Genomic DNA, 13511 nt, shown 5'->3' with positions numbered 1-13511 from the left:
TTCTTTCATTCCGGTTCCGGGTATCTTTCCTTCATGAGCAAAATCCGCATCGCTGTCGCAGGGGCCGGCTACATCGGTCTCGCCCACATGGATGTGGCTCAAGAGAGCCCAACCTGCATCCTTTCGGCCATTGTCGATCCTGCGCCGGCGGCAAAGGCTATCGCCGCCAGGGCGGGCGTTCCGCTGTACCCATCGCTGGATGAGCTGCTCAGCAAGGACCGCCCCGACGGCGTGATCCTTGCAACGCCGAACCAGCTGCACGTGCCGCAGGCCCTGCAGTGCATCAAGGCCGGTGTGCCCATCCTGCTGGAAAAGCCCATCGCGCCCACGCTTGCCGAAGGTGAACAACTGGTCAAGGCGGTCGCTGAAACGGGCGCCAAGGTACTGATCGGCCACCATCGCGCGCACAGCCCCATCATGGCCAAAGCGAAAGAAATCGTTGATTCGGGAAAACTCGGCAAGCTGGTCGCCGTGATGGGCAGCGCCGCATTCTTCAAGCCCGACCGCTACTATGAAGACGCGCCATGGCGCCGCGAGATCGGCGGTGGCCCCATCCTCCTGAACATGATTCACGAGGTGCATAACCTGCGTATGTTGTGCGGCGACATTGTGGCCGTGCAGGCTTTCTCCTCGAACGCCACGCGCGGCTTTCCGGTGGAAGACACGGTGGCCATCAACCTGCGCTTTGCCAGCGGCGCGCTGGGCAGCTTCATGCTGTCGGATACCGCCGCCTGCGCGCGCAGCTGGGAGCAAACCTCCCAGGAAAACAAGGCCTACCCAAGCTATGGCGACGAAGACTGTTACGTCATTTCCGGCACCAACGGAAGCCTGTCGGTTCCGACCATGCGCCTGAAAACCTACCCCAGGCCGGAAGACCGTTCCTGGTGGAAGCCATTTGACGAGAGCGTGGCCGACATGGTGCGCGACGATCCGCTCAAGCACCAGCTGGAGCACTTCGGCGCCGTCATTCGTGGTGAAGCACCGCCGCTGGTCAGCGCCCGCGACGGCCTGCTGAACCTGCGCATCACCGAGGCCATTGCCCAGGCCGCCCAGACCGGCCAGGTGATCGAGTTGCCCGTTGTTTAAGCAGCTCGACCCTCCCACCTACAAATCAAACCACGACAAACAACGTCAACAACCAGGAAAGAAATCACCATGAAAGTGCTCATGCTTCACGGCATCAACCACAACATGTTCGGCAAACGCGACCCGGCGCAGTACGGCACCATCACGCTGGATGAAATCAATATCAGCCTGCAGGCTTTGGGTCGGGAGCTCGGCGCCGAGGTGGAACATTTCCAGACCAACAGCGAATGTGACATGTGCGAACGGATCCACCAGGCATTTACCGACAAGGTCGATGCCGTGCTGATCAACGCCGGTGCCTGGACGCATTACAGCTACGGCATCCGCGACGCGCTGGCCATCCTCACCGTGCCGGTTGTCGAGCTCCACATGTCGAACATCCACGCCCGCGAGCCTTTCCGCCATGTGTCGGTGTTCGCCGAAATCGTCAAGGGGCAGATCTGCGGCTTTGGCGCAGACAGCTACCTTCTGGCATTGCGCGCGGCTGTTTCGGCGATCAACGCTGCAAGGGTTTCGTAAATCATCAGAAAGAGAGCGGCCATGTCGCAGGAGTTCGCTGGAAAAGTCATCGTTATAAGTGGTGCCAGCCGCGGCATTGGCCATGGCATCGCCGCTGCGTTTGCCGCACGCGGTGCGCAAACCGTTTTGGCAGCATCCTCCATTGAGAACCTGAAGACTACCGCGGACGCGATTGCCAGTACCGGAGCAATCCGCCCTGAGATATGTGCTGCGGATCTTCGAGGCGCAGAAGGTTGCAAAGCGGTGTTCACCCTGGTGGCCGAAAAATTTGGGCGCTGTGACGTGTTGGTCAATTCCGCGGGTGCCACGCGCGCCGGTGCGTTTCTGGACCTTCCGGAGGACGCATGGCATGACGGCTTTGCATTGAAGTTCTTCGGCTGCGTGAACCTGTGCCGCCTGTTCTGGCCGATGTTGAAAACTGCGGGCGGGCACGTTGTCAACATCATTGGCGGCGCTGCCCGTACGCCCGACCCGGGCTTCCTGATCGGTGGGTCGGTCAACGCTGCGATGCACAACTTCACCAAGGGCCTGTCCGGGCTTGGAAAGCGGGACGGCGTCAATGTCAACGCCATTCTTCCGGGCTTGACTGAAACAGGCCGTGTAGCGCAACTGTTTCAGCAGCGTGCAGCCGCAAGTGGAAAGCCCGTCGAAGAAGAACGACAGGCACAAATCGCGCGCGAAGGACTCAGCCGGCTGGGTACGCCCGAGGATGTCGCCGCACTTGCGATATTCCTGTGTTCGGAGAGTGCCCGCCACATTCAAGGTACGGCCATCGCTGTGGACGGCGGTGGCACCCCTGGCCTGTATTGATCGCCAAAGGCATCTTTGTTGCCGGTGAATGACCGTCAGCACTGATCCTTCGGCGTTATTTTCAACAGCGGTTTAACTGCAAATTTCTGGAACTTCCATGATCAACGGCCATACCGAACTCATCGCCCACATCGGCTACCCGACACATTCGTTCAAGGCGCCGATGATCTACAACCCCTACTTTGAACAGGCAGGGGTGAACGCGGTGGTCGTGCCCATGGGTTGCAAAGCCGAAGACTACCCGGCCTTTCTGCGGTCGGTGTCTTGCCTGGAGAATTTCCGCGGCGCGCTGATCACCATGCCGCACAAGGTCACGACAGTCGATTTGCTGGACGAAGCCACAACCACGGTACGCATCGCCGGCGCCTGCAATGCCGTCAAGCGTGACGCGAACGGCAAGCTCGTGGGTGACATGTTCGATGGGGAAGGTTTTGTGCGCGGCGTGCAGCGCAAGGGCTTTGATCCGCGCGGCAAACGTGCCCTGGTCGTCGGCAGCGGCGGCGTGGGCTCGGCCATTGCCGCTTCACTGGCCAAGGCTGGCGCGCGCGCGCTGGGATTGTGCGACGTCAATGCAGACTCAGCGCAGGCCCTGGCAGGGCGGCTGCGTCAGCACTACGCGGCACTGGAACTCTCCACCGGGTCCAGTGACCCGGCAGGCTACGACCTCGTCGTCAATGCCACGCCCATGGGCATGAACGAAGGCGATCCGCTGCCCATGGATGTCTCGCGCATCGCCGCCTCCAGCTTCGTGGGCGAAGTGGTCATGAAGTCGGAAATGACCGCGTTTCTGGCGGCGGCCAAGGCGCGTGGCTGTACGGTGCAAGTGGGGTCCGACATGCTGTTCGAGCAGATCCCGGCCTACCTCGAGTTTTTTGGCCTGCCGACCACCACACCGGACGTCTTGCGGTCGGTGGCCCGGCTGAGTTATTAAAAAAGTGCAGGAAGGCGCGTGCACCGTGCGCCCTGGAGCAGGAAGTGTTGGAATCAATGCTAAAAACGTCTGATTTCAGACGTTCATGGACATAATCCAGCATGGACAAACTCAAGCAGCTTGAATCCTTCGTGTCGGTTGCGACGCGCGGCAGCCTGACCGCTGCCGCGAACGCCGAAGGCGTGGCGCCGGCCATCATGGGGCGCAGGCTTGATGCGCTGGAAGGCCGCCTGGGCGTCAAGCTGTTGGTGCGCACCACCCGGCGCATCACATTGACACATGAAGGCAGCGCCTTTCTTGAAGACTGCCAGCGCCTGCTGATTGATTTTGCCAACGCCGAAGCCAGCGTGTCGGCCGGCGGCGTCAAGGCCAGCGGGCACTTGCGCATCACAGCGCCTGCCGGCTTTGGCCGCCGCCATGTGGCGCCACTGGTCACACGCTTTCGCGAAGTACATGCCGATGTCACGATCTCGCTGAACCTGAGCGATCGGGTGGTCGACCTGGCCGGCGAGGGTTTTGACTGCGCAGTGCGCGTCGGCGACATGCCGGACTCTTCGCTGGTGAGCGTGCGCATGGCCGACAACCGCCGCCTGTGCGTCGCCACGCCGGCCTACCTGGCTCGCCACGGCACGCCCCAGCACCCCAGCGAGCTGGCGAAATTTGACTGCCTGACGCTGTCCAGCGACGCCTCGCAAACGCGGGGCTGGGCGTTTCGGGTCGAAGGGGAAGTAATCCACCTCAAGCCGGGCGGGCCGCTCGACTGCTCGGACGGCCAGGTCCTGCATGACTGGTGCCTCGGAGGCTATGGCATTGCCTGGCGCAGCACCTGGGAGGTCGAGGCGGAAATTGCCGCCGGCCAGCTAGTGGCGGTGCTGGAGGATTTTGCCGCGCCGCCCAACGGTATTTACGCCGTATTTCCGCAACGCAAGCACCTGCCACTGCGGGTTCGCCTTTGGCTGGATTTTCTGAAGCACCATTACAGCCAACCGGAGTTCTGGTGCTCGTCGCCAGCCGCCACCACCACAAAACCCTGACTGGAAAGGATCCCGACGATGGTTCTCGAATCTCTTTTGGCCTATGCCCACCTGCTGGCGATTCTCACCATGGTGGTTTTTCTGGCGAGTGAGGCGGCACTGTGCCGCACCGAGTGGCTGAACGCCGCCGTGATCGAGAGACTCGGCAAGATCGACATGGTCTACGGCATCTCGGCCGGCGCGGTGTTCCTGACCGGCCTGGCGCGCGTGTTTCTGGGCAGCAAGGGCGCAGCCTGGTACGCCCACAACCCCTTGCTGTACGTCAAGCTCGTCATGTTCCTGGCGATCGGGCTGATTTCCATCAAGCCCACCATGATGTTTTTGCGCTGGCGCCGCGAGCTGCGCGCCAGCGGCGCCCTGCCCGATGCACTGGAAGTCAAACAAGCGCGGCGGCTGGTGATGGTGCAGGCGCACATACTGCCCTTCATTCCGCTGGCCGCCGTCTTTCTGGCCCGCGGCTTTGGTTAGGCGCACGCCAGTGCTGCCGCCGGCGTCAGGCTGAAAACAGGCCATGCACCAGCCAGAAGGCGGTGCCCCACATCATCAGCGCCACCAATAGGTCCATGGCGCGCCATATGGCTGGCGTGTTGAGCCTGCGCCCCACGCACCACAGCGCCACACCCAGGCCGGTAAACCACAGCAATGAACCCGTGATGGCGCCCAGGCCGAACACGGCGTTGTCCGGCCGGGCGTAAGCCAGTGATGCGGTGCCGATGACCACGGCTGTGTCCAGCCATGCATGGGGGTTGAGCCACGACAGCGCCAGTGCCAGCCCGATGGCCTTGCGGCGCGGCATGGCCTCTGCGCCGGCCATATCGGGGTTCCGGGCAGACGCGTGCGCAGGCTGCAGAAAACGCCGCATGGCCTGGGCGCCATACACCAGCAGCACCAGCGCGCCCGCGCCGGTCATGGCGCCCAGCAGCTTGTCGGAAAGACCGCCCAGTTGCGCGAGGCCAGCAACGCCTGCGGCGATCAGGGCCACATCGGTCAGCACACAGACGGCGACGGTGAGCCAGAGATGCTGGCGCAGCAGGCCCATGCGGATCACGTGGGCGTTCTGCGGGCCTATGGCCATGATGAGCGAGAGACTGAGGACCATGCCGGTCAGAAAAGCGGGGGCGGTGAGCGGGTTCATGGCCGCAAGTGTGTGCCAAGGCTCATAATAGTTAAATAGAATTAACTAAAACTAGCTTTAGTCAATTATTAATTGATTTAATAGGCGCCTAACAACATGCTCGACGCCCGACAACTCGAAGCACTGGCCGCCGTGATCGAGCACGGCAGTTTCGGCGAAGCCGCCAAGGCCCTGAGCCTGACGCTGGCTGCCGTGTCCCTGCGCATCAAGTCACTTGAAAACGCACTGGGGCAGCGGCTCCTGGTGCGCGGCAAACAGGTACGCGCCACGTCGGCCGGCCAGGCTTTGCTCGGGCACACCCGGCAGATTCGCCTCATGGAAGGCGACCTGCTGGCCGGGCTGCAGGGCGGGGGAAAGCCCGCGCGCCTGCAAAGCCTCAGCGTGGCGGTGAACGCCGACTCCCTGAGCACGTGGTTCTTGCCGGGCGTGGCCTCAGCCCTGCACACTCACGGCCTGCTGCTCGATGTCGTGGTGGACGATCAGGACCACACCCACGAAGCCCTGAAAAGCGGAGATGTCACGGGCTGCGTGACTGCATTGGCGCAGGCCATGAGGGGCTGCGTGGCTGAACCGCTGGGCGTGATGCGTTACCGCTGCATGGCCTCGCCCGCACTGGTGGCGCAGTGGAACGAGCCCGCGGCGGGTGGCAAGGCCGCACCGAACCGGCTGGCCCATCGCCTGCTGGCCAGCCCTGCCGTGATCTTCAACCGCAAGGACGCGCTGCAGGATACTTTTCTTGAACAGCATTTCGGGCTGCGCGACGCGCTGTACCCGCGCCACTTCGTGCCGGCGGTGGATGCGTTCGAGCTTGCGCTGGAGCTTGGCATGGGCTGGGGCATGGTGCCCGACCTGTTGCTGGCCGCGCGCGCCCGTAAGCCGCCGCTGCAGGAGGTGCTGCCGGGCAGCACGGTCGACGTGCAGCTGTACTGGCAGCACTGGGCACGTGAACCCGCTGCGGCACAGCGATTGACGCAAGCGGTCAAGCAGGCGGCGCAAGAGCAGCTACTGCAGGTGTGACGGTGCGTTTATGAGAAAAAAGTGCCGCTTGCGCTTTGTGGACGGGCGCAAGCAGCTACTGAATTAATAGCATTCGCAAAGAAGTTTGGCGCAAAAAAAGCCCGCCATAACATCCATGGCGGGCTGGTTCTGTTTGATGCGACTGGCTACTTGCTCAGGCACTCTTTCATGAAGGCTTTGCGTTCGTCGCCTTTTTTGCCCTTGGCGTCGACGTTGCAGGTTTTCATTTTGGTTTGCTGCGTTGGCGCTTCTTTCTTGGCGCTGAGACACTCTTTCATGAATGCCTTGCGTTCGTCGCCCTTCTTGCCTTCAGCGTCCTTGTTGCAGGCACCCATTTTGGTTTGCTGCGCGGTTTTGGCTGGAGCGTCCGCGGCGTGGGCCACCGGAGACAAGGCCATCGAGACGGCAAAAACGGCGGCGATCAGGGATAACAGCTTTTTCATGGTGGCTCCATTGGGTTGGGGAATCAGGTTTGAGTTCCGGCTGGAATTCCAACACATAACGCCGTGCCGGGCAAATTCGATGACCGGGCATTTACCGGCTCCGGACGGCGCATGGCTTAAACGTAAAATCAGCCCATGCTCTCGATTAAAAAAGACCTGCTCGCGGCCCTGGCTGCGGGGCTGGAAGAACTTTCCCCCGGCGCAGGCGACAAAGCTGCCTTTGAATCCCCCAAAGTGGCGGCCCATGGCGACTTCGCCTGCACGGCTGCCATGCAGCTTGCCAAGCCGCTCAAGCTCAACCCGCGCCAGGTGGCGGAGAACCTGCGCGCCAACCTGCTCACCAAGCCCGCGTTTGAGCGCTGGGTAGACGCCATCGAAATCGCCGGCCCCGGTTTCATCAACATCCGCCTCAAGCCCGCCGCCAAGCAGGAGACCGTGCGCGAGGTGCTGGCCGCCGGCGCGCAGTTCGGCGTACAGCCCGCCGACCCGGCGCGCAAGATGATCGTCGAGTTCGTCTCGGCCAACCCGACCGGCCCTCTGCATGTGGGCCACGGCCGGCAGGCCGCGCTGGGCGATGCGATCTGCAACCTGTTCGCCACTCAGGGCGCGAAAGTCTGGCGCGAGTTCTATTACAACGACGCGGGCGTGCAGATCCAGACCCTGGCTACCAGCACGCAGGCACGAGCCAAAGGCATCAAACCTGGTGATGCCGGCTGGCCTGAGCCGGCCTACAACGGCGACTACATCGCCGACATCGCCGCTGACTTCCTGGCCAAAAAGACCGTCAAGTCTGACGACCGCGAATACACCGCTTCGGGCAACGTGGAAGACATCGATTCGATCCGCCAGTTCGCCGTGGCCTACCTGCGCCACGAGCAGGACCTGGATCTCAAGGCTTTCTCGGTCAGGTTCGACAACTACTACCTCGAGTCCAGCCTGTACAGCTCGGGCCGTGTCGACAGCGCCGTGACCAGGCTGAAGGACGCCGGCAAGACCTACGAGCAGGACGGCGCGCTGTGGCTGAAGTCGACTGATTACGGCGACGACAAAGACCGCGTGATGAAAAAGAGCGACGGCAGCTACACCTACTTTGTACCGGACGTGGCCTACCACCTCGCCAAATGGGAGCGCGGCTTCGGCAAGGCCATCAACATTCAGGGCATGGACCACCACGGCACCATCGCCCGCGTGCGCGCCGGCTTGCAGGCCGCTGGCGAAGGCATTCCGCAGGGCTACCCCGACTACGTCCTGCACACCATGGTGCGCGTGGTGCGCAACGGCGAAGAGGTCAAGATTTCCAAGCGTGCCGGCAGCTACGTCACTTTGCGCGATTTGATCGAATGGACCAGCGCCGACGCGGTGCGTTTCTTTCTGCTCAGCCGCAAGCCCGACACCGAATACATCTTCGACATCGACCTGGCGCTGGCCAAGAACAACGAAAATCCGGTGTACTACGTGCAGTACGCGCATGCGCGCATTTGCTCCATCCTCACCACCTGGGCCGGCCAGGGTGGCGACGAAGCAAGCCTCAAAGCTGTCGACCTCTCGGCGCTGGAGAGCCCGCAGGCGCAGTCATTGATGCTGCTGCTGGCCAAGTACCCCGACATGCTGACCAATGCGGCTGACGGATTTGCACCACACGATGTGGCTTTTTACCTGCGGGAACTGGCGGCAAGCTATCACAGCTATTACGATGCCGAGCGCATCCTGGTGGACGACGAAGCTGTGAAGCTTGCCCGCCTGGCGCTGGTCGCCGCGACCGCTCAGGTGTTGCACAATGGCCTCGCAGTGCTGGGCGTGAGCGCCCCGCGCAAGATGTAAACCATGCGAATTTCAGGACAAGGCAATGAACGTGGGCAAGGTATGAATACACAACGAGGCGGAACCCTGCTGGGGTTGATCATTGGCGCGCTGATCGGATTGGGCGCGGCGCTGGCGGTGGCGGTTTACATCACCAAGGTGCCGGTTCCGTTCATGAACAAGAGCCAGGCACGCAACCCCGACAGCGACGCTGCGGAAGCCAAGAAAAACAAGGACTGGAACCCGAACGCCCCGCTGGCCGGCAAGAACCAGCCCAAGCCGCCGCCTCCGGCCGCAGTTGAAGTGCCTGGTGTTCCGGTACCCGACCCCTCCGCCGGGCCCGCCCCCAAGGCCGCCGCTTCGGCGCCGGCCAAAGTGGCCAAACCAGCAGCGCCTGCCGATCCGCTGGGCGATCTGGCAAAGGCCAAGGTCGAAGGCCTGTCGTCCGCTCCAGGAGCGGATCCCTTCAGCTATTTCATTCAGGCCGGTGCCTTTCGCACGCCGGAAGACGCCGAACAGCAACGCGCCAAGCTGTTGCTGCTGGGCATGCAGGCCAAAGTGACCGAGCGCGAACAAGCCGGCCGCACCGTCTACCGCGTACGCCTCGGGCCTTTCGACAAAAAGGAAGACGCCGACAAAGCCAAGGAGCGCCTGGACAACAACTCGGTAGAAACGGCCCTGGTCAGGGTCCAGCGCTGACACTTTGCGGGGCGACTGAACTTTTTCAGCGGCCGCTGTACCAACCCGTACGAGTATTACCGTCATTCAGGAGAAAAATTTGATGCAACGCCGTGAGTTTTCGCTTTCTGCCGCCTCCATGGCTGCTGCTACCTTGGGCGGCACGACGCTGTCTACCGCGGCACGCGCCCAGGCCAACGCCTTCAAGGAAGGTGTTGATTACCTGACACTGGACAAGCCCGTTCCGACCGAGGCACCCGCAGGCCGGGTTGAAGTCGTGGAGTTCTTCTGGTACAGCTGCCCGCACTGCCACGCCTTTGAGCCCCAGCTCGAAGCCTGGGCCAAGCAGTTGCCGAAAGACGTCACGCTCAGGCGCGTGCCCGTGTCCTTCCGTCCAGACTTTGAACCCCAGCAGCGCCTTTATTACGTGCTCGAGGCCATGGGCAAGGTCGAAGAACTGCATAAAAAGGTGTTTAACGCCATTCACGTAGAAAAACAGCCGCTCAATACCGCCGATGCGGTGATTGCCTGGGCTGAAAAACAGGGCCTCAACAAGGCCAAGTTTGCGGAGATGTACAACTCCTTTTCGGTGACGACCAAAGCACGCAAAGCGACGCAACTTCAGGACCTGTACAAGGTTGACGGCGTTCCCGCACTGGGTATCGCAGGGCGTTACTACACCACAGGCTCCCTGACCCAGACCATGGCACGGGCGCTGCAGGTCACCGATTACCTGGTTGGACAGACCCGTAACGCCAAAAAGTAAGGCCCGGCAAAGCCAGGCCGGCGCCTGCCTTTCGAAAACCCGCCCTTTGCACGGCGGGTTTTTTTATGGCTTTTATGCCCCTACTTTTTCGGTGTAAGCCATTCCCGCAGCTGGCATGGCTACAATGACCCAACACCAAGCAGCAAGATTCGTGCCTTATGAAACACCCCATTTTTTCCCTCATCCTGCCGGTCATCCTGGCGCTGGGGTCGGCTTTCCCGGCCGCTGCCGAAAAAGCTGATCGGGACAAGCCCATGAACGCGGAAGCAGATGCCCTGCGTTATGACGACCTGAAGCAAACCAGCGTTTTTACCGGCAATGTGGTGATCACCAAGGGCACGACCATCGTGCGCGGCGAGCGCGTTGACGTCATGCAGGATCCCGAGGGCTACCAGCAGGCGGTGTCCGTCGCGGCGCCCGGCAAGCTGGCGTTTTACCGGAAAAAGCGTGACGGCGTAGACGAATACATCGAAGGCGAAGGCGAACGCATTGAATATGACAGCCGTGCCGACCTGGTGAAGTTCATCAAGCGGGCGGTGGTGCGCCGCTACAACGGCGCCACCCTGGTGGACGAAACCACCGGCAGCCTGATCGTTTACGACAACAACACCGACGTCTTCACCGTGGATGGGGGCGCGCAAAACCGCACGGCCAGCAACCCCACGGGGCGGGTTCGCGCCATGCTGTCACCCCGCGCGACAGCCTCGACACCCGTCGCGGCGCCGCCCGCAGGCCCCGCCCCGGTTCTGCGCCCCAGCACGACGCTGGGCAATGAAAAGAACTAGAAAGACCTGCACAGATGGATGTGGTGACTGACACTTCAGCGGCCCCGGCCGCTCCTGCCTTGACCCCCAGTCGCCTTGTTGCGCAAGGTCTGCAAAAATCGTACGGCAGCCGCAAGGTGGTGCAGGACGTTTCGCTGTCCGTGCAAAAAGGCGAAGTCGTGGGCCTGCTGGGCCCCAACGGTGCCGGCAAAACGACCTCGTTCTACATGATCGTGGGCCTGGTGCGCGCCGATGCAGGCGAAATTTCCATCGACGGCGAATCGGTCGAGCACATGCCGATTCACCTGCGTGCCCGCCTGGGCCTGAGCTACCTGCCGCAGGAAGCGTCGATTTTCCGCAAGCTCACGGTGGAAGAAAACGTGCGTGCCGTGCTGGAGCTGCAGCTCAACAAAGCCGGAAAACCGCTGGGGCGCGCAGACATCGAGTCGCGGCTCGACGCGCTGCTGCAGGATTTGCGGGTAGATCATTTGCGCAATTCACCGGCGCCGGCGCTTTCCGGCGGTGAACGCCGCCGGGTCGAAATCGCGCGGGCGCTGGCAACCCAGCCGCGCTTCATCCTGCTGGATGAGCCCTTTGCCGGTATCGACCCCATTGCCGTGATCGAAATCCAGCGCATCATCGGCTTCCTCAAATCGCGCGGCATCGGCGTGCTGATCACCGACCACAACGTGCGTGAAACACTTGGCATTTGCGACCACGCCTACATCATCAGCGACGGCCACGTGCTGGCCCAGGGTACGCCTTCCGAAATCGTGAACAACGCCGATGTGCGCCGCGTCTACCTGGGCGAGCACTTCAAGATGTAAGAAGATGGCTCCCCCCTGTTGTCGCTCACTTCGTGTAGCTCCCTCTCCCCCTCCAGGGACGGCGCCTGCGGCCTGGCAAAGCCAGTTCCGCGGCGCCCGCTGGTTAAAGACGTATCGCCTCAACCTTCCGCAAGTTTGAAAGTCCAGTGAAACAAGGTCTGTCATTACGCGTCTCGCAGCATCTTGCGCTGACACCTCAACTACAGCAGTCGATCCGGCTGTTGCAGCTGTCGACGCTTGAGCTGAGCCAGGAGGTCGAGCAGATGCTCGACGAAAACCCGTTCCTGGAAGTGTCGGAAGAGACGGCGGTGCGCGAAGAGTTTGGGCTGGAGCACATCAACACGCCGGTCAGCCAGGACAGCCGCGAGTTTGAATCTGCTACGGATTCGATAGCTGGCGGCGCCGACGAGACCAGTGCTGCAACCCCGAATGACGCAGAAGTCAGTGCGGAGCCCAAGCTCGAGGAAAGCTGGGAAGGCGATGGCACGGTAGAAACCGCGCCCGACGACAGCGAGTGGGGAAGTGACGCACCGGCGCGCAAGAACAACAATGAAGAGAGCGAAGCCGAGGCCTCCGACCTCACGGGCAGCCATGAGTCGCTGCAGGACCACCTGCACCGGCAATCGCTGAGCTTGCGCCTGTCGGAAGAAGACCGCGCCGCGCTGCACTTCCTCATTGAATCGCTCAACGACGACGGCTACCTTGAAGACAGCCTGGCGTCGCTCGCGGCCGGTCTAGCAAAAGATGACATGGCGCAGGCGGAAGAGCTGGAGCAGCGTTTTGCGATGGCGCTCAAGCTGCTGCACCACATGGAGCCTGCCGGTGTCGGTGCGCGCAACCTGGCGGAATGCCTGAGTCTGCAGCTGCTGGACTGCAAGGACTGCGAGGAAACCCGCGCCGCCATTGCCATGTGCAAGCAACCGATGGAGCTGCTGGCCAAGCGCGACGTCAAGCGCCTGTCTCACCTGTGCGGTTTCACCGAAGCCGCCATCAAGGGTGCGATCACGGTGATAGGCCGGCTCGACCCCAAGCCCGGACGCCGCTTTGTAAACGTGGAGCGCAACCTGATCGTGCCCGACGTCATCGTCATCAAATCGGGCCGGGGCTTCAAGGTTTCGCTCAATGGCGACGTCATGCCGCGCCTGCGCGTGCACGACATTTATGCCAATGCCCTCAAGCAGCACAAGGGCCAGGGCGGCCAGGCGCTGCAGCAGCGCCTGCAGGAGGCCCGCTGGTTCATCAAGAACATCCAGCAGCGCTTTGACACCATCCTGCGCGTGAGCAGCGCCATCGTGGAGCGGCAGAAAAACTTCTTCACGCACGGCGAACTCGCCATGCGCCCGCTGGTGCTGCGCGAAATTGCCGACGAACTGGGCCTGCACGAATCCACCATCTCACGCGTGACCACGGCCAAGTACATGGGCACCCCTTTCGGCACTTTCGAGCTCAAGTATTTCTTCGGTTCCGCGCTCGGCACCGAAACCGGCGGCAATGCTTCCAGCACAGCGGTGCGCGCGCTCATCAAACAATTTGTCTCGTCAGAAAGCCTCAAGAAGCCGCTCAGCGACAACCAGATTTCCGAAATGCTCAAGGAGCAGGGCATTGAATGCGCACGCCGCACCGTGGCCAAGTACCGCGAGGCGCTCCGCATCGCGCCCGCCAACCTGCGCAAATCACTCTAGCCGCCAACCAGGCCGCGCT

15 protein-coding genes are annotated in these 13511 nt (G+C 62.1%); 13 read left to right on the top strand and 2 right to left on the bottom strand.

The window, feature by feature from the left end; all coding sequences use genetic code 11:
• Positions 1–33: 33 nt before the first annotated feature.
• The 6 genes from AC1D1J_RS21390 (at position 34) to AC1D1J_RS21365 (ending at position 4848) form a co-directional block, all read left to right on the top strand.
• Positions 34–1086, top strand: coding sequence for a Gfo/Idh/MocA family protein (locus AC1D1J_RS21390; protein ID WP_477687470.1), 1053 nt, complete (start codon positions 34–36; stop codon positions 1084–1086).
• A 69-nt stretch (positions 1087–1155) separates the two neighbouring features.
• Complete coding sequence (gene aroQ, locus AC1D1J_RS21385; protein ID WP_477687471.1) at positions 1156–1605, top strand: type II 3-dehydroquinate dehydratase; 450 nt, start codon at positions 1156–1158, stop codon at positions 1603–1605.
• Positions 1606–1626: 21 nt separating this feature from the next.
• On the top strand, positions 1627–2415 hold the full coding sequence (locus AC1D1J_RS21380; RefSeq protein WP_477695807.1) for an SDR family oxidoreductase: 789 nt from the start codon (positions 1627–1629) through the stop codon (positions 2413–2415).
• Between the two features lie 97 nt (positions 2416–2512).
• A complete protein-coding gene (locus AC1D1J_RS21375) occupies positions 2513–3346 on the top strand; it encodes a shikimate dehydrogenase family protein (protein WP_477687473.1) in 834 nt (277 codons plus the stop codon).
• Positions 3347–3447: 101 nt separating this feature from the next.
• Positions 3448–4380: a LysR family transcriptional regulator gene (locus AC1D1J_RS21370; protein ID WP_477695806.1), complete on the top strand. Its 933-nt coding sequence runs from the start codon at positions 3448–3450 to the stop codon at positions 4378–4380.
• Positions 4381–4398: 18 nt separating this feature from the next.
• Positions 4399–4848 carry a DUF2214 family protein gene (locus AC1D1J_RS21365; RefSeq protein WP_457282368.1) on the top strand — a complete coding sequence of 150 codons (450 nt, stop codon included), beginning with the start codon at positions 4399–4401 and terminating at the stop codon, positions 4846–4848.
• A gap of 25 nt (positions 4849–4873) precedes the next feature.
• On the opposite strand, the gene AC1D1J_RS21360 is transcribed toward AC1D1J_RS21365, so the two are convergent.
• Positions 4874–5515 (bottom strand): LysE/ArgO family amino acid transporter, encoded by a 642-nt coding sequence (locus AC1D1J_RS21360; protein WP_477687475.1) that lies wholly within the window; start codon positions 5513–5515, stop codon positions 4874–4876.
• A 96-nt stretch (positions 5516–5611) separates the two neighbouring features.
• Here AC1D1J_RS21360 and AC1D1J_RS21355 point away from each other — a divergent pair, with 96 nt between their 5' ends.
• Positions 5612–6532: an HTH-type transcriptional regulator ArgP gene (locus AC1D1J_RS21355; protein WP_477695805.1), complete on the top strand. Its 921-nt coding sequence runs from the start codon at positions 5612–5614 to the stop codon at positions 6530–6532.
• A gap of 146 nt (positions 6533–6678) precedes the next feature.
• Here AC1D1J_RS21355 and AC1D1J_RS21350 read toward each other — a convergent pair whose 3' ends face one another.
• Positions 6679–6975: a PsiF family protein gene (locus tag AC1D1J_RS21350; protein WP_457282371.1), complete on the bottom strand. Its 297-nt coding sequence runs from the start codon at positions 6973–6975 to the stop codon at positions 6679–6681.
• Positions 6976–7110: 135 nt separating this feature from the next.
• On the opposite strand from AC1D1J_RS21350, the gene argS reads away from it, so the two are divergent.
• The 6 genes from argS to AC1D1J_RS21320 all read left to right on the top strand — a co-directional run bounded on the left by argS (position 7111) and on the right by AC1D1J_RS21320 (position 13492).
• The gene (argS, locus tag AC1D1J_RS21345; RefSeq protein WP_477695804.1) at positions 7111–8796 is read left to right on the top strand and encodes an arginine--tRNA ligase; all 1686 of its coding nucleotides are present in this window, start codon (positions 7111–7113) and stop codon (positions 8794–8796) included.
• A 42-nt stretch (positions 8797–8838) separates the two neighbouring features.
• A complete protein-coding gene (locus AC1D1J_RS21340; protein WP_477695803.1) occupies positions 8839–9474 on the top strand; it encodes an SPOR domain-containing protein in 636 nt (211 codons plus the stop codon).
• Positions 9475–9556: 82 nt separating this feature from the next.
• Positions 9557–10219, top strand: coding sequence for a thiol:disulfide interchange protein DsbA/DsbL (locus AC1D1J_RS21335; protein WP_477695847.1), 663 nt, complete (start codon positions 9557–9559; stop codon positions 10217–10219).
• A 158-nt stretch (positions 10220–10377) separates the two neighbouring features.
• Positions 10378–11004, top strand: coding sequence for a lipopolysaccharide transport periplasmic protein LptA (gene lptA / locus AC1D1J_RS21330; RefSeq protein ID WP_477687480.1), 627 nt, complete (start codon positions 10378–10380; stop codon positions 11002–11004).
• A gap of 14 nt (positions 11005–11018) precedes the next feature.
• Positions 11019–11810 carry an LPS export ABC transporter ATP-binding protein gene (lptB, locus tag AC1D1J_RS21325; protein ID WP_477687481.1) on the top strand — a complete coding sequence of 264 codons (792 nt, stop codon included), beginning with the start codon at positions 11019–11021 and terminating at the stop codon, positions 11808–11810.
• Positions 11811–11956: 146 nt separating this feature from the next.
• Positions 11957–13492 (top strand): RNA polymerase factor sigma-54, encoded by a 1536-nt coding sequence (locus AC1D1J_RS21320; protein ID WP_477687482.1) that lies wholly within the window; start codon positions 11957–11959, stop codon positions 13490–13492.
• Positions 13493–13511: the final 19 nt, after the last annotated feature.

The organism is Polaromonas sp. P1_F8, assembly GCF_056405635.1.
This window is presented reverse-complemented; position numbering and strand designations above follow the sequence as displayed.